This window comes from Lysinibacillus sp. NPDC096382 (assembly GCF_044762845.1).
Classification (GTDB): domain Bacteria; phylum Bacillota; class Bacilli; order Bacillales_A; family Planococcaceae; genus Lysinibacillus.
Window position 1 is genome coordinate 210,865 of sequence record NZ_JBIWFC010000001.1, and the last position, 19,661, is coordinate 230,525.

Annotated in this window: 17 protein-coding genes; 15 read left to right on the forward strand and 2 right to left on the reverse strand. The window is 39.2% G+C overall.

Annotation, left to right across the window (positions count from 1 at the left end):
* Positions 1-864 precede the first annotated feature (864 nt).
* On the reverse strand, positions 865-2,562 hold the full coding sequence (locus tag ACIQZA_RS01005; protein ID WP_400934220.1) for an Rqc2 family fibronectin-binding protein: 1,698 nt from the start codon (positions 2,560-2,562) through the stop codon (positions 865-867).
* A gap of 606 nt (positions 2,563-3,168) precedes the next feature.
* Here ACIQZA_RS01005 and ACIQZA_RS01010 point away from each other — a divergent pair.
* The 15 genes from ACIQZA_RS01010 (at position 3,169) to spoVM (ending at position 18,656) form a co-directional block, all read left to right on the forward strand.
* Entirely contained in the window at positions 3,169-4,044 is an 876-nt protein-coding gene (locus tag ACIQZA_RS01010) for a YicC/YloC family endoribonuclease (RefSeq protein WP_400934221.1), read from the forward strand.
* A gap of 43 nt (positions 4,045-4,087) precedes the next feature.
* Positions 4,088-4,705 (forward strand): guanylate kinase, encoded by a 618-nt coding sequence (gene gmk, locus ACIQZA_RS01015; RefSeq protein WP_132357484.1) that lies wholly within the window; start codon positions 4,088-4,090, stop codon positions 4,703-4,705.
* A gap of 4 nt (positions 4,706-4,709) precedes the next feature.
* On the forward strand, positions 4,710-4,937 hold the full coding sequence (rpoZ, locus tag ACIQZA_RS01020) for a DNA-directed RNA polymerase subunit omega (RefSeq protein ID WP_053483349.1): 228 nt from the start codon (positions 4,710-4,712) through the stop codon (positions 4,935-4,937).
* Positions 4,938-5,402: 465 nt separating this feature from the next.
* A complete protein-coding gene (gene coaBC, locus ACIQZA_RS01025) occupies positions 5,403-6,413 on the forward strand; it encodes a bifunctional phosphopantothenoylcysteine decarboxylase/phosphopantothenate--cysteine ligase CoaBC (RefSeq protein ID WP_400934223.1) in 1,011 nt (336 codons plus the stop codon).
* Positions 6,410-8,824: a primosomal protein N' gene (priA, locus tag ACIQZA_RS01030; RefSeq protein ID WP_402880110.1), complete on the forward strand. Its 2,415-nt coding sequence runs from the start codon at positions 6,410-6,412 to the stop codon at positions 8,822-8,824. Before coaBC ends, priA begins: the two co-directional genes overlap by 4 nt.
* An 813-nt stretch (positions 8,825-9,637) precedes the next feature.
* Positions 9,638-10,132: a peptide deformylase gene (gene def / locus ACIQZA_RS01035; RefSeq protein WP_049668389.1), complete on the forward strand. Its 495-nt coding sequence runs from the start codon at positions 9,638-9,640 to the stop codon at positions 10,130-10,132.
* 1 nt (position 10,133) lies between these two features.
* Complete coding sequence (gene fmt, locus ACIQZA_RS01040; RefSeq protein ID WP_400934226.1) at positions 10,134-11,075, forward strand: methionyl-tRNA formyltransferase; 942 nt, start codon at positions 10,134-10,136, stop codon at positions 11,073-11,075.
* Positions 11,072-12,433 carry a 16S rRNA (cytosine(967)-C(5))-methyltransferase RsmB gene (gene rsmB / locus ACIQZA_RS01045; protein WP_402880108.1) on the forward strand — a complete coding sequence of 454 codons (1,362 nt, stop codon included), beginning with the start codon at positions 11,072-11,074 and terminating at the stop codon, positions 12,431-12,433. The genes fmt and rsmB overlap by 4 nt, the downstream gene beginning before the upstream one ends.
* Positions 12,433-13,575 (forward strand): dual-specificity RNA methyltransferase RlmN, encoded by a 1,143-nt coding sequence (gene rlmN, locus ACIQZA_RS01050; protein ID WP_400934229.1) that lies wholly within the window; start codon positions 12,433-12,435, stop codon positions 13,573-13,575. The genes rsmB and rlmN overlap by 1 nt, the downstream gene beginning before the upstream one ends.
* 6 nt (positions 13,576-13,581) lie before the next feature.
* Positions 13,582-14,331 carry a Stp1/IreP family PP2C-type Ser/Thr phosphatase gene (locus ACIQZA_RS01055; RefSeq protein WP_142507630.1) on the forward strand — a complete coding sequence of 250 codons (750 nt, stop codon included), beginning with the start codon at positions 13,582-13,584 and terminating at the stop codon, positions 14,329-14,331.
* A gap of 2 nt (positions 14,332-14,333) precedes the next feature.
* Positions 14,334-16,319, forward strand: a complete 1,986-nt coding sequence (gene pknB / locus ACIQZA_RS01060) for a Stk1 family PASTA domain-containing Ser/Thr kinase (protein WP_400934231.1) — start codon at positions 14,334-14,336, stop codon at positions 16,317-16,319.
* Between the two features lie 11 nt (positions 16,320-16,330).
* Positions 16,331-17,215, forward strand: coding sequence for a ribosome small subunit-dependent GTPase A (gene rsgA, locus ACIQZA_RS01065; protein WP_400934233.1), 885 nt, complete (start codon positions 16,331-16,333; stop codon positions 17,213-17,215).
* Positions 17,216-17,217: 2 nt separating this feature from the next.
* Positions 17,218-17,886, forward strand: coding sequence for a ribulose-phosphate 3-epimerase (rpe, locus tag ACIQZA_RS01070; RefSeq protein ID WP_142507629.1), 669 nt, complete (start codon positions 17,218-17,220; stop codon positions 17,884-17,886).
* Positions 17,883-18,536 (forward strand): thiamine diphosphokinase, encoded by a 654-nt coding sequence (locus tag ACIQZA_RS01075; RefSeq protein WP_400934235.1) that lies wholly within the window; start codon positions 17,883-17,885, stop codon positions 18,534-18,536. Before rpe ends, ACIQZA_RS01075 begins: the two co-directional genes overlap by 4 nt.
* Before the next feature lie 18 nt (positions 18,537-18,554).
* Positions 18,555-18,656: a stage V sporulation protein SpoVM gene (gene spoVM, locus ACIQZA_RS01080; protein ID WP_100544041.1), complete on the forward strand. Its 102-nt coding sequence runs from the start codon at positions 18,555-18,557 to the stop codon at positions 18,654-18,656.
* Positions 18,657-19,371: 715 nt separating this feature from the next.
* Here spoVM and rpmB read toward each other — a convergent pair.
* Positions 19,372-19,560: a 50S ribosomal protein L28 gene (rpmB, locus tag ACIQZA_RS01085; RefSeq protein ID WP_054770615.1), complete on the reverse strand. Its 189-nt coding sequence runs from the start codon at positions 19,558-19,560 to the stop codon at positions 19,372-19,374.
* Positions 19,561-19,661: the final 101 nt, after the last annotated feature.

The window sequence follows — 19,661 nt, forward strand, 5'->3', positions numbered from 1 at the left end:
TTGTTTTGTATTTATCTAAGATTAACCAGTATAAAAGAAAAGAAAGAAAAATTAGAGTAAAATGTGCCTCTCTTAAAGAATAAATATCGGGTATTTAGTAAAATATGTTTTTTTGAAATAATTTACACATTACTTGAATATACAATGCTGTATAAAAACAATGCATAGAATTAATTATATAAATGTAGGATTTTACATGCAATAAATGGAAAAACATGTTTATTTTTTGATGTTGTTTTATGGAGAAATTCAATTGTCTTGCTTAGGAGGAAAGCTCCTACATAAAGTTACTATACATGTAGGTAGAACTTAATGAGCAGAAAATTACTGCGCATCTTTGCGTGGTCTATTTTACCATATATAAATAACTTAATGGTGGTCTTCCTAAAAATAAACAGTAAAGTTGCGATTAACGGTAGTTAAAGGCGAACGTTTTCTTAGGCGTGTGAAGGATTATTTGCCCGTATATGATGGTAGTCTCCTTAACTATGGTAGCTCTGTTGCACGCACGCTTTCGATATTAGGAATGTAGTGCATTTCGATTAAAGAAATGCTCTGCTTAAATGAATCAATTATGCCGAGGTAGGAATGATAGCTGTATAGTACAGAATACGTGGTCTGCCATAAAAAAGAATGATACTTTTCATCTCCATGATAAGCTCACCACGGAGATGAAAAGTATCGACGCTCTCCCCAACATACTGAATTACGATTAAATCTAATAATTCAAGAGTTTGTCTACAGTTTGAGAGGCTAGGAAGGCACAATAAAAAATAACATTAGTAAAGCGTGAGAAATCTACATTTCTAAAATGGATTTCTCGCGCTTTTTAGGTTTTAACCAGTTATGTCCCAGTCTCAATCTTTAGGACTGTTTTTTTAGTTGTAAAATGACAGCTTCATCTGGATCGATGTAAACAGTCTTTTGTTCAAAGTAAATAACAAACCCAGGTTTAGCGCCATTTGGCTTTTTTACCTGACGCATTTCTGTGTAATCTACTGGAACAGAGGAAGAGTCTCTTGCTTTTGAAAAATAGGCAGCAAGTGTTGCAGCTTCTCGTAATGTCGTTTCATCAGGTTCACTTGTATGGATGACAACATGTGAGCCTGGAATATCCTTCGTATGCAACCAAATATCTGTGCGTTTAGCAATTTTAAATGTAAGCATGTCATTTTGTTTGTTATTTTTTCCAACAGAAATCGCTACACCTGTTGAAGAGACGTAACGTTCAGGCTCAGGCTTCGCTTGTTTTTTCTTTTTTCGTGCATGACGTAATTTCAAATAACCTTGTTCTGCTAATTCTTCGCGAATTTCTTCAATATCTCCAGGAGCAGCTTGTTGTACTTGCTGAGCAAGCATTTCGAAATAGGCAATTTCTTCTTTCGTTTTTTCTAACTGTTCTTGAACCATAATAAGGGCATTTTTTGCTTTTGTGTATTTTGTGTAATAGCTTTGAGCATTTTCAACAGGTGTTTTACGTTCACTCACTGGAATGGTGATTTCTTCATCTCCAGTGTCACTATAATAGTTAGTGACAGTTACTTCCTTTTCACCTTTTTCAAACGCGTAAATATTTGCCATCAGTAATTCTCCATATAGTTGGAACTGATCTAACTTAGATGCGCGTTCGTAGTCTTTATTCAACTTTTTAGTTTTTAAGATAAGTTTGTCAATTTCATTTTGTAGCCATCGCTCCAAATCACCAGCTTGCTGTTTGACACGATCACGCTCAGCTCGAGCAAAGAATACACGGTCAAGTAGCTCATGGACATTTGGATAAATCGTTACATCTCCTTGTAAATGTGTTAGCGCGATTGGTGAGAAGTACGTTTTATTATTTGCGTTTACATACATCGGCTTTGATCTGCCATTATTAAAGGAAGCTATAAAGTTTTTAAAGCAATTTACACGGTCATCTGTGTCTGTTAATCGGAATAATAATTCCTCAGCATGTATAGGCGAGAAACCAATAAATTGCGAAACTACTTCCTTAGCTGTTTTTGGTTCAGAGAAAAACAGTGTAAGCTGTTCGTCGGTTACTGCTAGAGGGTGCCACTTATTCTGTGCGGGCGGTGCGATATAAGGCTGACCAGGTAAAACTGTACGGAAACTATTCACGGAAGGTGGCAAATGCTTTAAGCTGTCGACTATTTTTCCCTGTTCTTTATCTATTAATAACAGGTTACTGTGACGGCCCATAATTTCAGCATGTAACTCCCGTACAATAGGGTCGCCTATTTCATTTTTACTTTCAATTTCTACTATTATAATTCGATCAAAATCGTGCTGTTTAATAGAAGAAATAAAACCACCCTCTAAATGCTTTCTCAACAGCATGCAAAACATAGGGGGCTCTGCTGGATTTTCTATAGATTGCTCAGTAAGGTGAACACGTGCGTAAGAAGGATGAATCGAATAAAGTAATTTATGATTACTGCCGTTCGCACGGATATGTAGAACAACTTCCTGAGCGTTTGGTTGATGTATTTTAGTGATCCGACCTGTTACTAATTGTTGGAGGTCGGCTGTCATTGAATAAGTAAATAAGCCATCAAATGCCATATGAATTCCTCTTTCCAAAGATATAAGCATCTTGGTACTTTCGTATTTATTATTTTTTTATGGTGCATTCTCATCACTCTGCTGGAGCACAAATGCATTTTATTTATGACTCATCGGCATAACGTGTGGTTGATTGCTGCGCTTTCCTGGGGGAGTCCGATGAGTCGCTTCACTCGCGCTGCTCGCTCCAGGGTCTCGAGCTAACAGATGTCATAGAGAGTGATGGTTTTAGCCTTCGTTCCTCTATTGCTGATTCCCAAGGAGTCGCCCAGTCTCCACGCCAATCAACTTCTAGACATGGCATAAATTTTAATACAAAGGTCATCCCTTCTTTTGTTAATGAGTTTTTTCTTATGTTTATCATAGCATTTTTTAGGTGAATATTAAAATATAGCTTCGAATGTGGTAGAATTAGCTTTTGTTCTATTTTCATTTATTGGTTGTCCAACGACCTAGCACAGCAACAAATGTTTTCTGTAGCGAAAGCGAAGCGACAGCTACAATTTTGCTAAGGCGAAATTGATCTAATTTTTTACGGAGAGACATCATAAATGACAGAGCTTATGTTATAATAATCCCAGTATGCAAAGAAAGGTGTGACGAACCTTGGTGCGTAGTATGACTGGTTTTGGCAGAGGTGTCACAATAACAACAGACTTTCAATTAACCGTAGAAATGCGCTCGGTCAACCATCGATTTTTAGAAATCAATGCAAAATTCCCGAAAGAATGGCTTGAAGCAGAAATTTTTGCAAAGAAATTAATTTCGCAAGCTTTGTCACGTGGTAAGATTGATGTGATGGTTTATGTTAAGGATTTAGAGAACGTCGAGCAATCTATTGAAATTAATTGGTCATTAATTGAAGCGTATCGTAAGGCAAAAGAGCAATTAGCAAGTAAAGTACCACTAGAAGAAAAATGGACAATGCAAGAGCTATTATCGCTTGAACAAGCGCTTGTACAGGATAAGCCACAGCTTACACCTGAGGATTTACTCTTTGCTGTTGAAAAGGCTATTTCACAAGCACTTGAACAGCTTATTCAAATGCGTGAGCGTGAAGGGCAAGAATTACATGATGTTGTTGTACAATATAAAGCACAGTTAATGGAACAAGTGAACCAGATTCGTTCATGTGCATCTCTTGCTGTAGAAAAATATCGTACACGATTATCGGAACGAATTTCTCAAGTGGCGGATGGAGTGTTGTTAGAAGATCGCCTACTTGCCGAAGTAGCGATATTCGCAGAACGTGTGGACATCACTGAAGAATTGGACCGATTAGATAGTCACTTTAATCAGCTGGAAGAAACATTACAAGAAATGATTTCAGTTGGTCGTAAATTAGACTTTTTAATGCAGGAAATACACCGCGAGATCAATACGATTGGTTCCAAAAATCAATCAACAGAGGCGGCCGTTGCAGTAGTTCAGGCGAAAACAATTTTAGAAAAGATGCGTGAGCAAGTTCAAAATATCGAATAGCTTGCCTGTATCTGTTATAAATTAAGGGAGATATAGAGAATAAATGATAAAAGAACGTGGATTATTAATTGTTCTGTCTGGCCCATCTGGTGTAGGTAAAGGGACAGTGCGCAAAGAATTATTTTCTCAGCCGAATACGAATTATGAGTATTCCATCTCGATGACAACACGAAATCCTCGCGAAGGTGAAGTAGATGGTGTAGACTATTTTTTCAAGACACGTGAAGAATTTGAAGCGTTGATTGAACAGGGTGGCTTATTGGAGCATGCTGAATTTGTAGGGAATTATTACGGAACACCGTTAGCCTACGTAAATGAAACACTTGATGCAGGACGCGATGTGTTTTTAGAAATCGAAGTGCAAGGTGCTGCACAAATCCGCAAAAAGGCACCAGATGCATTATTTATTTTCTTAGCCCCACCAAGCTTAACGGAATTAAAAGACCGTTTAGTTGGTCGAGGGACAGAAACAGCAGACGTTATTGCGAAGCGTATTGCAACTGCAAGTGAAGAGCTCGAAATGATGAGCCTTTATGATTATGTAGTTGAAAATGATGAAGTGACAAATGCTTGTGATCGTATAAATGCGATTATTAAAGCAGAGCATTGTCGTAGAGAACGTGTTGAAAAAAGATATTTGTCAATGTTGAGAGGAGAATAAACCTATGTTATACCCATCAGTAGATACATTAAAAAAAGAAATCGATTCAAAATACTCTTTAGTAAGTCTAGCATCTAAACGTGCTCGTCAAATGCAAGAGGAACAAGACACTGAACGTTTACACAAATACGTTTCCCATAAGTACGTAGGGAAAGCACTTGAAGAAGTAGCAGCAGGTGTACTTACGAAAGTATCACAGGATGAGTCAACTGTGTACGAAGACGAAATCTAACATTGATAAGAGAGCTTTTGCCAAATTGCTAAATTAATGTTAACTTCTTTCAGCATTTATATCCTGTAACGAAAGCGAAGCGTCAGCTACAGAAGTCTCCCACCTCTATAGGTGAGATGAATGCCGATTTAAGCTACTTTTCAGCGGATGTCCAAACACAAGCTGAAATAGAGGAACTCAGTCTAGGAACGCCACGTCTTGTGGCAACGACTGAGTGACCAACATCGTGTTGGCCTAAAGCCTCCGGCGGGTGTCCCAGAATCGGAAATGAGTTCATAAAGGATGCTAGCCTAAAATCATCGCATCCGTGCGATAACGGCTAACTGACCTGCATGTGCAGGCCTAAGCACAAAGCCGATTCCGGACGCAATTATGCGTCTGCAGTGGATTTTTGATTATACAGAATGTCGAGAGCTCCCGGGGAATGTTCCTTTGGGAGCTTATCATTTGAAAGGACGATTGTGCATGAATAAAAATATTTTACTTTGTGTTTCAGGTGGTATAGCAGTTTATAAGGCTGTCGCTTTAGTTAGTAAGCTATCTCAGGCAGGAGCAACTGTAAAGGTTATCATGACAGCATCAGCAAGACAATTTGTGAATCCGCTGAGTTTTCAAGTTATGTCCAAAAATGATGTTTTTTTCGATACTTTTGATGAAAAGGATTCGAGTGTGATTGCCCATATTGATTTGGCGGATTGGGCAGATTTAATTTTAGTTGCACCAGCTACTGCAAATGTCATAGGGAAACTAGCGAATGGAATTGCAGACGATATGGTAACGACGACCTTGCTTGCAACAACTGCCCCTGTATGGCTTGCACCAGCGATGAATGTACATATGTATGACCATCCAGCGGTAAAACGAAATTTGGCGCAGTTACAATCTGATGGCTATCAATTTATTGAGCCTTCGGAAGGATTTTTAGCATGCGGCTATGTTGGTAAAGGTCGTTTAGAGGAGCCAGAAAAAATAACGGCGATTGTGCAAGAGTTTTTTTCAGAGAAGCATAAGCCGTTAGCTGGTAAAACGGTTGTAGTTACAGCTGGGGCGTTTTATGTTCCGATGGACGAGCACCATATAATTAGTACACAGTCAAATAGTAGAATTGGTCAGGCAATAGCAAAAGAGGCAAAAACACTTGGGGCAAATGTAATCCTCATAGATGAGAACGGAAGAAGCATGCATAAGCTTTTTGAGCAGCTTGAGGATTATAAAAAGCAATATCCATCTGCATTTTTTATCCATGCAGCAAATACGCCTACAATTGAAGGGGCGCCGATGCTATCCGTAAAAGGCATGACCGCAATAACTTTTGGGCAAAAGGTTATTGGTGAGCCAATGTTAACAATTATGTCTGACACGTGGATTGATTTTAGTGACACGGCAGAAGTAAATGGTCAACTGTGGGATACGACAAATGCCACGCAGTTTGCACAAGCATTTTGGACATATATACTACAGGGTGAGAAGCGATGAGTTTGTTTATTGCAGAGGTTATAGTGGATGTTTCGACATACCATGTAGATCGTCCATTTGACTATGAAGTGCCTACAGAATGGGCACATATTATCGAACTGGGTTGTCGTGTAAAAGTACCGTTTGGGCCAAGAAATGTTCTAGGCTTTGTGGTCGGATTAAAAAATGAAACAGATGTACCATCTAATAAATTAAAGTCTATTGCGCAAATTTTAGATATAGAGCCGGTATTGACCGAAGAAATGTTGTTAATGGCGAAATGGTTGAAAAACGAAACGATTTGTTATGAAATTGATGCCTTACAGGTCATGCTCCCTTCAGCGCTTCGTGCGAAGTATGAAAAAATCATAACGCTATTAGAGGAGAAAGATGCTTTGCCAGATGAGGCTCAAGCTGTTTTTGGTAAGCGACAACAGGCTAATTTCAAAGAATTCGAGCGTGTAGAATTACTTCCTTTATTAAAACAGCTTATGACTAATAAAATTGTAAAAATTGAAAATATTGTGAAGCAGCAAGGCAATGTGAAAGAAATACGGATGGTCAAAATATCCGATTATCAGCAAGATATAGACAAAGCAATGGAAGGTGCAGCGAGAGCAGCTAAACAACGCCAACTGATTGAATGGATGAGCAGACATCTTGGAGAGGTCCTTTTGCCACAGAAAATCTATGAGGAAACAGGTGCATCTTCCGCGGTCTTACAGTCAGTTATTGACAAAGGGGCCGCCCATTTTATACAAGAAGAGGTATATCGTGACCCCTTTACGAAGGAGGTTTCCCGTACTCAATCTTTACAGTTGACGAATGAGCAGCACATTGCACTTAAGGCTATTACTAGATCGATGGAAGAACAAACGGCGCAAACTTTTTTACTACACGGTGTCACGGGAAGCGGTAAAACTGAAATATATTTGCAAGCGATACAAAAGGTGTTAGATGAAGGTAAGGAAGCTATTATGTTAGTACCTGAAATATCATTAACACCACAAATGACAGAGCGTTTTCGTAGTCGTTTTGGTGAGATGGTGGCTGTGATGCATAGTGGATTATCTGTCGGTGAAAAGTATGATGAATGGCGAAAAATTCAGCAAGGAAAAGTAAGCGTTGTTGTTGGAGCTCGTTCAGCCATTTTCGCACCTTTTACAAATTTAGGCCTCATTATTTTAGATGAAGAGCATGAATCAACCTACAAGCAAGAAGATTCACCTCGTTATCATGCTAGAGATGTAGCGATTTGGCGAAGTAAATTTTACAAATGTCCTGTTATATTAGGTAGTGCAACGCCTGCACTTGAATCATTTGCGAGAGCAAAGAAAGGTGTATATAGTTTGCTATCCTTAAAGCAACGTGCTTTGCATCAAGCGTTACCAACTGTTTATATTGCTGATATGCGTGAAGAACTTCAAAAAGGGAATCGTTCTATGTTTTCGGAGCAGCTTATTGATGCAATACGTGTACGGCTTGAGAAAAAAGAACAGATGGTGCTATTTTTAAATCGTCGTGGCTATTCTTCTTTTGTGCTTTGCCGTGATTGTGGAACGGTTGTACAATGTCCGAACTGTGACATCTCGTTAACGTATCATCGAACAACCGAGAAATTAAAATGTCATTATTGCGGTTATGAGGAGCGTGTTCCTCAAATATGTCCCCAATGCCAGAGTGAGCATATTCGTTATTTTGGTACGGGAACACAAAAAGTCGAGGAAGAAATTTATAAGCTATTTCCTGAGGCAAGGGTTCTCCGAATGGATGTGGATACAACGAAACAAAAAGGTGCACATGAAGAAATTTTGCAGTCATTTGGAGAAGGACAGGCAGATATTTTGCTCGGGACGCAAATGATTGCTAAAGGTCTTGATTTCCCTAATATTACGCTTGTTGGTGTACTTAGTGCAGATACATCTCTGCATTTACCCGACTACCGTGCAGCGGAGCGTACATTCCAATTATTAACGCAGGTTAGTGGTAGAGCTGGACGTCATGAAAAGCATGGTGAGGTTATTGTTCAATCGTATACACCTGAACATTATGCAATTGAATTGGCCAAAATACAAGATTATGAGCCATTTTACGAACGTGAAATGTTTTTACGTCGCCGTTCTAGCTATCCACCGTATTATTATGTAGCACTTGTTCAAATATCTCATGAGGATGTCATGCTGGCAGCAGAGTATGCTGGACGTGCAGCGGATTGGCTAAGGGAAAACTTATCAAACCGGGTAGCCATTATTGGACCGACAACTGCAAGCATTAGTCGTCTCCAAAATAGATATCGTTATCAATGTTTGATAAAATATAAAATTGAACCAAATCTCATTCCTGTATTACAGCGCCTTTTAGCGATGTATCGAGCGGAATGGATTAAACAGGGTATATTAATGACGGTAGATTTAGACCCGTCAACTATATAAAATGCTCCATCAGTCAAAGTTTGGAATGACATTTTGTTAAAACTGATGTCATGTGGATTAGTTGATTGGAGTAGAGACTGGGCGACTCCTTGGGGAGAAGTCGATTTCCGTTACGGGCCACTCGCTTTGTAGCTGCCGTTTTGCTTTCGCTACATAAAACATTTGTTGCTGACGCTTCGCTTTCGCACAGAGCAAAGCTTCCTGCGGGCGAGCGCCGACCCGCTTCCTTCGCTTCGTGCAGGGTCTCGTCTGTCTCGCTTTCCCGCGGGAGTCAAGTAGCCCTACACTACAATCTGCTAAAAATGGGCACTCATAAGCAAAATATCAACAAAAATCTTTAATTGCTCAAAACAATGTTTTCTAATTAATGTATCTGATATTTTAATCAGTCACACACTAATTAATTTGAGAAGATATAATTGGTTAATCAATAAACTTGAATCAATTATGCCTCGGCATAAACGGAAATCAACCTCACACTTTGGTGATGTGCTATACAAGTGATTTCTAATAAATTGATCCATCATCGGAAGTTTGGGATGACATTTTGCTAAAAACATATGCAATGTATATAAGTTGATTGGAGTGGAGGTTGGGCGACTCCTTGGGGATCAGTGTCACAGATGAGACCCTGGAGCGAGCAACGCGAGTGAAGCGGCTCATCGGACGCCCCCAGGAAAGCGCCCAATCGGAACGGAAATCAACCTCACGTTATGGTGCTAAGGCATAATTGATATGAATTAGCTAGATTATGATGTAACGTTACAATTAGACAAGGCAATACGCCTTAAATATAGAAATGAGGAACATAACATGGCAATTAAAAAAGTTGTTGAACATCCAGCAAAGGTATTATCAACGCCGTGCGCGGAAGTAAAAGAAATTAATGAAGAGATTATTACATTACTAGATGATTTATATGACACAATGGTTGAATACGATGGTGTTGGTATTGCTGCACCACAAATAAATGTAGGATTACGTGTTGCCATTGTCGAGCTTGGCGAGGAACGAGATATTTTAGAAATGATTAATCCGACTGTCATTGAAACGGATGGCGCTGAAGTTGATATTGAAGGATGCTTAAGCTTCCCGGGATTGTACGGTGAGGTTGAACGACCTGACTACGTGAAAATTGAAGCATGTGACCGTGAAGGACGTGTATACGAGTTGGAAGCGGGAGGCTTTGATGCACGAGCAATTTTACATGAAATCGATCATTTAGACGGCGTGCTATTTGATTCGAAAATTAAACGCATTTTAACTGAAGAAGAGCTTGAAGCGATGTACGCTGAAGAGGAGGAATAACATGTCTTCAATAATTTTTATGGGAACACCTGATTTCTCCGCGCCAATTTTGCGTATGCTACATCATGAAGGTTATGATATTAAAGCTGTAGTTACACAACCAGACCGTCCAGTTGGGCGTAAGCGTGTGCTAACACCACCACCTGTTAAAGCAGCAGCTATGGAATTAGGTTTACCTGTTATTCAGCCTGAAAAATTGCGTGGTTCTGAGGAATTACAGCAAATTATTGATTTACAGCCTGACCTAGTCGTAACAGCCGCTTTTGGACAAATTTTGCCGAAAGAATTACTTGATACACCACCGCTTGGTTGTATTAACGTCCATGCGTCACTTTTACCAAAGTATCGTGGAGGAGCACCTATTCACCAAGCAATTATTGATGGTGAAAAAGAGACGGGTGTAACGATTATGTATATGGCACAAAAGCTTGATGCCGGTGACATCATATCTCAAAAGGCTATCCCGATTGAAGAGGATGATCATACAGGTGGACTATTTGATAAGCTAAGTGTTGTAGGCTGTGAATTATTAAAAGATACACTTCCTTCTATTATTAATGGAACAAATAGTCGTACAGTGCAGGATGAAGCACAAGTAACCTTTGCAAGCAATATTTCACGTGAACAGGAACGTATCGATTGGACAAAGGATGCGACAACTTTATACAATCAAGTGCGTGGTCTTCATCCGTGGCCTGTTGCCTACACAACATTTGAAGATGGAAACTTTAAAATTTGGTGGGCGCAGCTTGGTAACACAAAGCATGATACTTTACCAGGTGAGGTTGTTGCGATTTCAAAGGACCATTTTGAAGTTTCAGCAGGAAATGGTACAACACTAGCCCTGTATGATGTACAACCAGCTGGTAAAAAACGCATGACAGCAGAGGAATATTTGCGTGGTACAGGTTCTAAATTACAGATCGGGGACCAATTTAAATGAGTAAAAAAAGCGTAGTAATTTGGGATGGGAATGTGCGTGATGCTGCACTTTCTATTCTGTTAGCAGTAGATAAAAATCAAGCCTATAGTAATTTGCTTTTAAATGAAACGATCAAGCGACATAAAATTGAAGCGAAGGATCGTGCGCTTTTAACAGAAATTACGTATGGTACTTTACAATATAAAATGACACTTGATTATTATCTAGAGCCATTTATTCGTGGCACAGTGGATCATTGGGTACGCTGGCTTTTACGTTTATCTTTCTATCAAATGCATTATTTAACGCGTATCCCACCACATGCAGCGGTAAATGAGGCTGTTGAAATTGCTAAGCGTCGAGGTCACAAAGGGATAGCTTCAATGGTCAATGGTATTTTACGATCTATTTTACGTCAAGGTGTAGCTTCTACGGATGACATTAAAGATCCGATTGAGCGCCTTGCTATTGAAACGAGTCATCCTGAATGGTTAGTGCAGCGATTTGTCGATAACTACGGTATTGAAGTAGCGGCTGAAATGCTACATGAAAATAATGTACCACCAGTGCAGACTGTACGTGTAAATATGACGAAAGCAAGCGTTGAGCAAGCGATTGCCAGCATAGAAGCGGAAGGTTTATCGGCGCAAAGAAGCGGGCTAATGCCTGAATGTTTATATGTAACAAATGGTCAGCCAGCTCGAACAAAGGCATTCCAAGAAGGACTTATTACTATTCAGGATGAAAGCTCAATGATTCCAGCAAATGTTTTACATCCATCACCTGGCATGCGCGTCTTAGATATGTGTGCAGCTCCGGGAGGAAAGACAACACATATAGCTGAGATTATGAAAAATGAAGGTTCAATTTTAGCGACTGACCTTCACCCTCATAAATTAGATTTAATCGACCATAATACGGATCGTCTAGGGATTGATATCGTAGAGACTGCTCCGATTGACGGACGTAAGGCACCGGATTTTCTACAACTAGAATCATTCGACGCTATTTTAGTCGATGCACCTTGTAGTGGCTTAGGTGTTATGCGCCGTAAGCCAGATATTAAATATACAAAGCGAGAAGAAGATTTAGAAAGCCTCCAAAAAATACAATTGGCACTATTAGATGCTGCAACAAAAGTATTAAAAATAGATGGCAAGCTTGTGTACAGTACATGTACAGTAGATAAAAGGGAAAACGAAGGTACTGTAGAAGCCTTTTTAACAACGCATCCAGAAATGGAAGCTATACAACTAGAATCTTTACCAACAAAATTAGCGGAAAAGCAAGCAAATGGCATGCTTCAAGTCTTTCCACAAGACTTTGGCAGTGACGGTTTCTTCGTTGCCGCCTTTCGTAAAAAAGGAGGATCCAACTAATGGTGGATCAAGAGAAATATAATGAGCGCATTAACGACTTAGTTGATGAAGCAGAAGACAAGCCTGTTCGACGCGCAAAAAAAGAAAAACCAAATTTAAAGGAATCGGTATACTCATTACAGCCGGAACAATTAGAAGAATGGTTAAAGGAAAATGGTGAAAAACCATTCCGTGCAGCACAAATTTTTGATTGGCTTTATAATAAACGTGTAAAAACATTTGAAGAAATGTCAAACCTTTCAAAGGGATTACGTGAAAAGCTTGAAGCAAGTTTTGCATTGACGACATTGTCAACAATTATTCAACAGGAATCCAAAGATGGTACGATCAAGTTTTTATTCCAGTTACAAGATGGCTATTCTATTGAAACTGTATTAATGCGTCATGAGTATGGGAACTCTGTTTGTGTGACGACACAAGTAGGCTGCCGAATTGGCTGTACGTTTTGTGCGTCAACTTTAGGTGGATTAAAACGTCACTTATTAGCAGGGGAAATCGTGGAGCAAGTTGTCAAAGTACAACAAACTTTAGATGAATTGGACGAACGTGTGTCACATATCGTCATTATGGGTATTGGAGAACCTTTCGATAATTATGATGCGATGATGAACTTCTTAAAAGTCATCAACCATGAAAAAGGGTTAAATATTGGTGCTCGTCACATTACTGTCTCAACATCAGGAATTGTTCCTAAAATTTACGAATTTGCTGATGAACAGCTACAAATCAACTTTGCAGTATCCTTACACGCACCAAACCAAGAGGCTCGTCAAAAGCTGATGCCAATTGCACGTGCTTACAAATTGGATGAATTAATGGAAGCCGTTCGTTACTATACTAAAAAAACTGGCCGACGTGTTACTTTTGAGTATGGTTTAATGTCTGGTGAAAATGATTCAGTTGAAATTGCAGAAGAATTATCTGCATTAATAAAAGGACTTAAATGCCACGTGAACTTAATTCCTGTAAACTACGTACCAGAACGTGATTATGTTCGCACATCTCGTAGTCAAATTTTTGCCTTTGAAAAAACATTAAAGAAGAATGGTATTAACGTAACGATCCGCCGAGAGCAAGGTTCTGATATTGCTGCTGCGTGTGGTCAATTACGTGCGCAAGAGAGATCTGAAGAGACGAGGTGACCAGTGTTGGAATACACAGTCGAAAGTGATATTGGGTTAAAACGAGCAATTAATGAAGACCGTGCGGCATTTTTCAAACGTCCAAACGGTCTTGCGCTAGCACTTGTAGCGGACGGCATGGGTGGTCATAATGCTGGCGATGTAGCGAGTGATATGGCGATGAAACAGATGGAATCCGTTTTTTTACAGGCAGAGGCACATCATTTTGCATCAACGACAACAAAAAAAGAGTGGTTATTACAGGCAGTCAAGCAATTGAATAAAAGTATATATGACTATTCTTTATCACATGAAGACTGTAAAGGAATGGGCACGACGTTTATTGCAGTGTTAATTGAAGAACATCATTGCTTTATCGCACATGTTGGTGATAGTCGTGTGTATTATTTCTTTGATGATGGTGCACAACAAATAACAAGAGATCATTCTTATGTAAATGTTCTGGTTGAAAATGGTGAAATTAGTGAAGAGGAAGCGTTGACACATCCTAAGAAAAATTTCATCTTAAAAGCTGTTGGTACAGAAGAAACGATTGAACCAGACTTTTATGAAGTTGATTTAGCATCAGAATCGTATTTACTCATTTGCTCTGACGGTTTAAGCAATAAACTTACAGTGTATGAAATGGCATCAATTATTACGTATCCGGATTCAATAGAAGAAAAAGGACGAAAACTTGTGGAATTAGCAAATGCAAGCGGGGGAGAAGACAATATCTCCCTCGTGCTACTCACAAGGCAAGATGAGGAGGTGTAAGTATGCTTGTAGGTAAACGAATTAGTGATCGCTATAAAATTATAGGGCTAATTGGTGGCGGTGGTATGTCCAATGTTTATTTAGCACATGACATGATTTTAAACCGTGATGTAGCGATCAAAATATTACGCTATGATTTTACTAATGAGGATGAATTGCATCGCCGTTTTCAACGTGAAGCACTTTCTGCTACAAGCCTTACACATCCAAATATTGTTAGTGTTTATGATGTAGGTGATGATGGTGATTTACATTATATTGTGATGGAGTATGTCCAAGGGAAAACATTAAAGCAGTACATACAGGAATTTGCACCAATTTCTCCTGCTAGAAGTGTGCATATTATGAAGCAGTTAACATCAGCAATTGCCAATGCTCATGAAAATCATATTATCCATCGTGACATTAAACCTCAAAATATTTTAATGGATGCTGAAGGCAATGTAAAAATAACTGATTTCGGCATAGCGATGACGCTTAGTGCAACGTCATTTACACAAACGAACTCCGTACTTGGAACGGTGCATTATTTATCACCAGAGCAGGCTCGTGGTGGTACGGCAACAAACAAGTCTGATATTTATGCACTTGGCATTGTTTTATATGAATTATTAACAGGGGAATTGCCCTTCTCAGGCGAGTCAGCTGTTTCTATCGCGCTTAAACATTTACAATCTGAGACGCCGTCCGTTCGTGCATTCGATGCCACGATTCCACAAAGCCTGGAAAACGTTGTGCTAAAAGCTACAGCAAAAGATGCTTCTCATCGTTATTTGACAGTAGAAGAAATGCAAGCAGATTTAGAAACAGTTTTATCGCCAAATCGTATGAATGAACCGAAGTTTGTCATACCGGAAGATAATGATGTGACAAAGGCTATTCCAATTATTAAAGAGCCGGTTATACGTAAAGATGAAGATTTAACGAAGACAAGAGCAATCGAACCAATTGCGCAATCAAAGCCGAAACCTGAGGCTAAGAAGCCTGTTGAAAAGACAGCACCTGTGAAGAAAAAGAAAAAATGGCCAATAGTTGTTGCTGGACTAGTAATAGCCGCTATCGCTATCTTCCTATTCTTTTTCTTTGCCACAGATTTATTTAGCCCGAAAAAGATACCTGTACCTAATGTGGCTAATATGACCGTTAAGGAAGCTACAAATAAATTAGTGGCTGAAGGTTTTACTGTTGGTGAAGAACATCAGGAGCGTTATGATGAGAAAGTTGAAAAGGGTAAAGTTATTGAAACGGACCCTGCAGAGAGTACGGAGCGTGTAAAAGGTACGGAAATAGATTTAATCGTCAGTCTTGGAGTAGAAATGACGAAAGTGGAAGATTATAGAGGGCAGCAAATCAGCCAAGTTGAATCAATGTTAAAGGATAAATTTTTAGAGCCAGATATTACCTTCGTGCATTCAACAGAGCCAGAAGGACAAATTATTGATCAAGAGCCAAAACCTCAAGAAGAGGTAATCGCTAAAGATACAAAGATGAAATTTAAGGTAAGCGCAGGTATACAAATGGTTACCGTAGGTAATGTTGCGAATTACACGAAGGCTCAAATGGATGAGTATGTAAGAAGAAATAGCTTAAAATGGAGTATAGCTCGTGAAGACTATCATAATACAGTAGCGGCCGGAAGTGTTATTTCCCAATTGACAAGAGCAGGGACTTCAGTTGAAGTAGGATCTACAATAGCTGTTGTAATAAGTAAAGGACCTGCCGAAAAACCTGTAAAAACGTTGGTGAAAACTGTGCACTTGGAAATACCATATGAGCCAACAGAGGAAGGTATGGTGCAATCTATTCGTATTGAAATTGAAGATAAAGACCATACAATGTCATCAGCTGCCGATCAATTTACTATTACGGCTAATAAACCGTATAAAATCCAGCTTGTCATTGAAGAGGGCAAAGTAGGCGCATATAGAATTATACGTGATTCGCAAATTATTGCTGGAGAAAGTTTTAATTATGATGATGTTAAATAAGGGGGAATTGGATGGCGCAAGGCCAAATACGTAAAGCATTAAGCGGTTACTACTATGTATATGATGGAGAACAACTAATACAATGTCGAGGACGTGGGGTTTTTCGCAATCGCGGGGAATCCCCACTCGTTGGCGACAATGTAGAATACACTCTGGAAACAGAGGGGTCAGACGGTACTATTCAAAAAATTATGGAACGTCAAAATGAATTAGTACGTCCGCCAATAGCTAATATTGATCAAGGGATTTTGGTATTTTCTGTAAAAGAACCTAATTTTAATACAATTTTACTGGATCGTTTCTTAGTTGTTTTAGAATCATTCCATGTTCATCCGATTATTTGTTTAACAAAGATGGATTTACTAGAAGATCATGAACGCGAGGAATTGCAAAGCTATATAGCAGATTATGAAAGCATGGGTTATACAGTGCTACAAACCTATAAAGGTGAAGAAGAATTAGTTGATCGTCTACAGCCTATTTTAAAGGGAAAAACTTCTGTATTAGCAGGGCAATCTGGAGTTGGGAAATCCACACTATTAAATACTTTAATTCCAGATTTAAATTTAAAAACCGGCATTATTTCGCAAAGTTTAGGGCGTGGAAAACATACGACTCGCCATGTGGAATTAATCGAGGTATGTGATGGCTTATTAGCAGATACTCCAGGATTTAGTTCATTTGATTTTGATGAAATAGAAAAAGAAGAATTAGGCGCATGCTTCCCTGAGATGGCCCGTATGGCAGATGATTGTAAATTTAGAGGCTGTTTACACTTAAAGGAACCAAAATGTGGAGTAAAGGCAGCTGTTGAGGCGGGAGAAATTCGTGACTACCGTTATAAACACTACGAACAATTTATGCAAGAAATTATGGATCGAAAGCCGAGGTATTAATGATGATACAAATAGCACCATCAATTTTAGCAGCGAACTTTGCTAAATTAGGAGAAGAAGTAAAAGAAGTAGAAAAGGCAGGGGCACAGCTTATTCATATCGATGTTATGGATGGTCATTTTGTGCCAAATATTTCTTTCGGCTCTATTGTTTTAGACGCCATTCGCCCTTTAACTGATTTGCCACTAGACGTTCATTTAATGATCGAAAATCCTGATCAATATATTGAACAATTCGCCAAAGCAGGAGCGGACTATATTACGGTGCATGTTGAAGCTTGCCGCCATTTACACCGCACGATTCAATTAATTCGCTCATATGGAGTTAAACCTGGTGTTGTATTAAACCCACATACACCAATAGAATCTATTCAACACATTTTAGAAGATATTGATATGGTGTTGTTCATGACAGTAAATCCAGGATTTGGTGGGCAAAAATTCATTCATTCTGTTGTGCCAAAAATTGAAGCACTAGCAGCTATCATTAAAGAACGTAATCTCGATATTGCTATAGAGATTGACGGTGGTATTAATGCAGAGACTATTATTCCTTGTGCCAAAGCAGGAGCAACAATTTTTGTAGCTGGTTCCGCTATTTATAGTAAAGAAGATCGTTCCGCGGCCCTACAGGAAATTTTAGCTGCTGGTGAGGCAGCGATTCAAGGATGACAGTAGTCGTTGTTTGTGCAGGTGGGCCAAGAGCGGAACTCTGTTCATTTAGTCCGTATAAAGAACAAAGTGATGTGTTATTTATCGGAGCAGACCGAGGAGCGCTATATTTAATCGAGCAAGGAATCACACCGCATGCCATAGTAGGAGATTTTGACTCACTATCGCAAGAGGAATACAAGCTGGTGATGGCACATACAAATGATAGACAACGATTCATGGAAGAAAAAGATGAAACAGATACGGACTTAGCATTATTAAAAGCTTTGACCTATACACCGCTAGAAATTGTACTTACAGGTGTTACAGGTGGTCGTTTAGATCATTATGAGGCAGCAGTTCGTTCGATTTATCGATTACAAAAAGAGCATCCACAGGTAGTATTGAAGATTATTAATCATGCAAATATGTTGCAATTTTTAATGCCGGGCAAGCACTTCATTGAAGCAGACGAGCAATACCGTTATTTATCTTTCTTTGCACATGAAGAGCCGATTAAAGATGTGACATTAAGGCATGTGAAGTATGAAACAACAAATGAAGAAATCTCTCTTGGTACATCTCGCTTTACAAGTAATGAAATAATAGGGAATTCAGGGTCTATATCTTTCTCGCAAGGCATATGTTTAATGATAAGAAGCATAGATTAGCGTAAGGGGGAGAGAGTCCTGAAAGTATATACGTTCCAGCTGCCGAAATTTGTAAGTAGTATTACGCGTACATGTATCAACATTTTTAAAAAAGAAAAGAAAGTAAAAAAATCCGACTAACACTAGTCGGATTTTTTTTATAGTATTGAAAAACAAAACGGTCAAGGAATTCTTTGTGAATATTATGGTGGATGATTTCCGTTCCAGGCTACTCGCTTTGTCGCTGACGCTTCGCTTTCGCGCAGAGCAAAGCTTCCTGTGGGCGAGCGTCGAGCCGCTTCCTCCGCTGTGCTCCGTGCAGGGTCTCGCCTGTCTCGCTTTCCCACGGGAGTCGAGTAGCCTTCCACTCCAATCAGCGGTAGCGTAGAACTTTTATTAATTTTATGTATTTCAAAAGTGAACGCTATGGCTACTCACTATAATCAAACAGAAGAAACTTATTACAATAATGCTATTGTACACCTGATCTTGCTGACGCTACGTTAATTCTAGGCTTTCGCGAAAGACATGCCAGAAGATACATACTATGAGAAGTGGTTGATTGTAGTGGAGACTGGACGCCCCCAGGAAAGCGCCCAGTCGGAACGGAAATCAACCCCTCGCTTTGTTGAAGAACTATACTTTATTATATCGTAACTGCCATTCTGCATAGGTGTTTTGTTGTGCTGCTATATGTAATGAAAGCCGCTAGGAATTACTATGAGAAGTAATTTCTAGCGGCATAGTCATTTTATTATATAAATATTCACAAAGGCGGTTGGTAGTTTGCCCAGTTAATAAGACAGAAAAAAATCGATTTGCGCCAAATGCGAAATCGATTTTTTGGAAGCAACGATTAAACGCGCTCGATTTTACCTGATTTTAATGCACGTGTAGAAACCCATACACGTTTTGGTTTACCGTCTACTAAGATACGAACTTTTTGAAGGTTAGCACCCCAAGTACGTTTGTTAGCGTTCATAGCGTGGGAACGGTTGTTACCAGTACGAGCTTTACGTCCAGTGATTACACATTGTTTAGGCATGTAGTATTCCCTCCTTACTGTTGATGCTGAAAGATTATTATTTCAGTTCGATATTTCACATACCATAATAATTTAACATACCATGACGTTCAGTGCAATAG

Excerpts from the sequence above, each read along its gene's own strand:
- ACIQZA_RS01005 (WP_400934220.1), bottom strand. The coding sequence starts at position 2,562 with ATGGCATTTGATGGCTTATTTACTTATTCAATGACAGCCGACCTCCAA.
- gmk (WP_132357484.1), top strand. The coding sequence starts at position 4,088 with ATGATAAAAGAACGTGGATTATTAATTGTTCTGTCTGGCCCATCTGGT.
- rpoZ (WP_053483349.1), top strand. The coding sequence starts at position 4,710 with ATGTTATACCCATCAGTAGATACATTAAAAAAAGAAATCGATTCAAAA.
- coaBC (WP_400934223.1), top strand. The coding sequence starts at position 5,403 with ATGAATAAAAATATTTTACTTTGTGTTTCAGGTGGTATAGCAGTTTAT.
- priA (WP_402880110.1), top strand. The coding sequence starts at position 6,410 with ATGAGTTTGTTTATTGCAGAGGTTATAGTGGATGTTTCGACATACCAT.
- def (WP_049668389.1), top strand. The coding sequence starts at position 9,638 with ATGGCAATTAAAAAAGTTGTTGAACATCCAGCAAAGGTATTATCAACG.
- fmt (WP_400934226.1), top strand. The coding sequence starts at position 10,134 with ATGTCTTCAATAATTTTTATGGGAACACCTGATTTCTCCGCGCCAATT.
- rsmB (WP_402880108.1), top strand. The coding sequence starts at position 11,072 with ATGAGTAAAAAAAGCGTAGTAATTTGGGATGGGAATGTGCGTGATGCT.
- rlmN (WP_400934229.1), top strand. The coding sequence starts at position 12,433 with ATGGTGGATCAAGAGAAATATAATGAGCGCATTAACGACTTAGTTGAT.
- pknB (WP_400934231.1), top strand. The coding sequence starts at position 14,334 with ATGCTTGTAGGTAAACGAATTAGTGATCGCTATAAAATTATAGGGCTA.
- rsgA (WP_400934233.1), top strand. The coding sequence starts at position 16,331 with ATGGCGCAAGGCCAAATACGTAAAGCATTAAGCGGTTACTACTATGTA.
- rpe (WP_142507629.1), top strand. The coding sequence starts at position 17,218 with ATGATACAAATAGCACCATCAATTTTAGCAGCGAACTTTGCTAAATTA.
- ACIQZA_RS01075 (WP_400934235.1), top strand. The coding sequence starts at position 17,883 with ATGACAGTAGTCGTTGTTTGTGCAGGTGGGCCAAGAGCGGAACTCTGT.
- rpmB (WP_054770615.1), bottom strand. The coding sequence starts at position 19,560 with ATGCCTAAACAATGTGTAATCACTGGACGTAAAGCTCGTACTGGTAAC.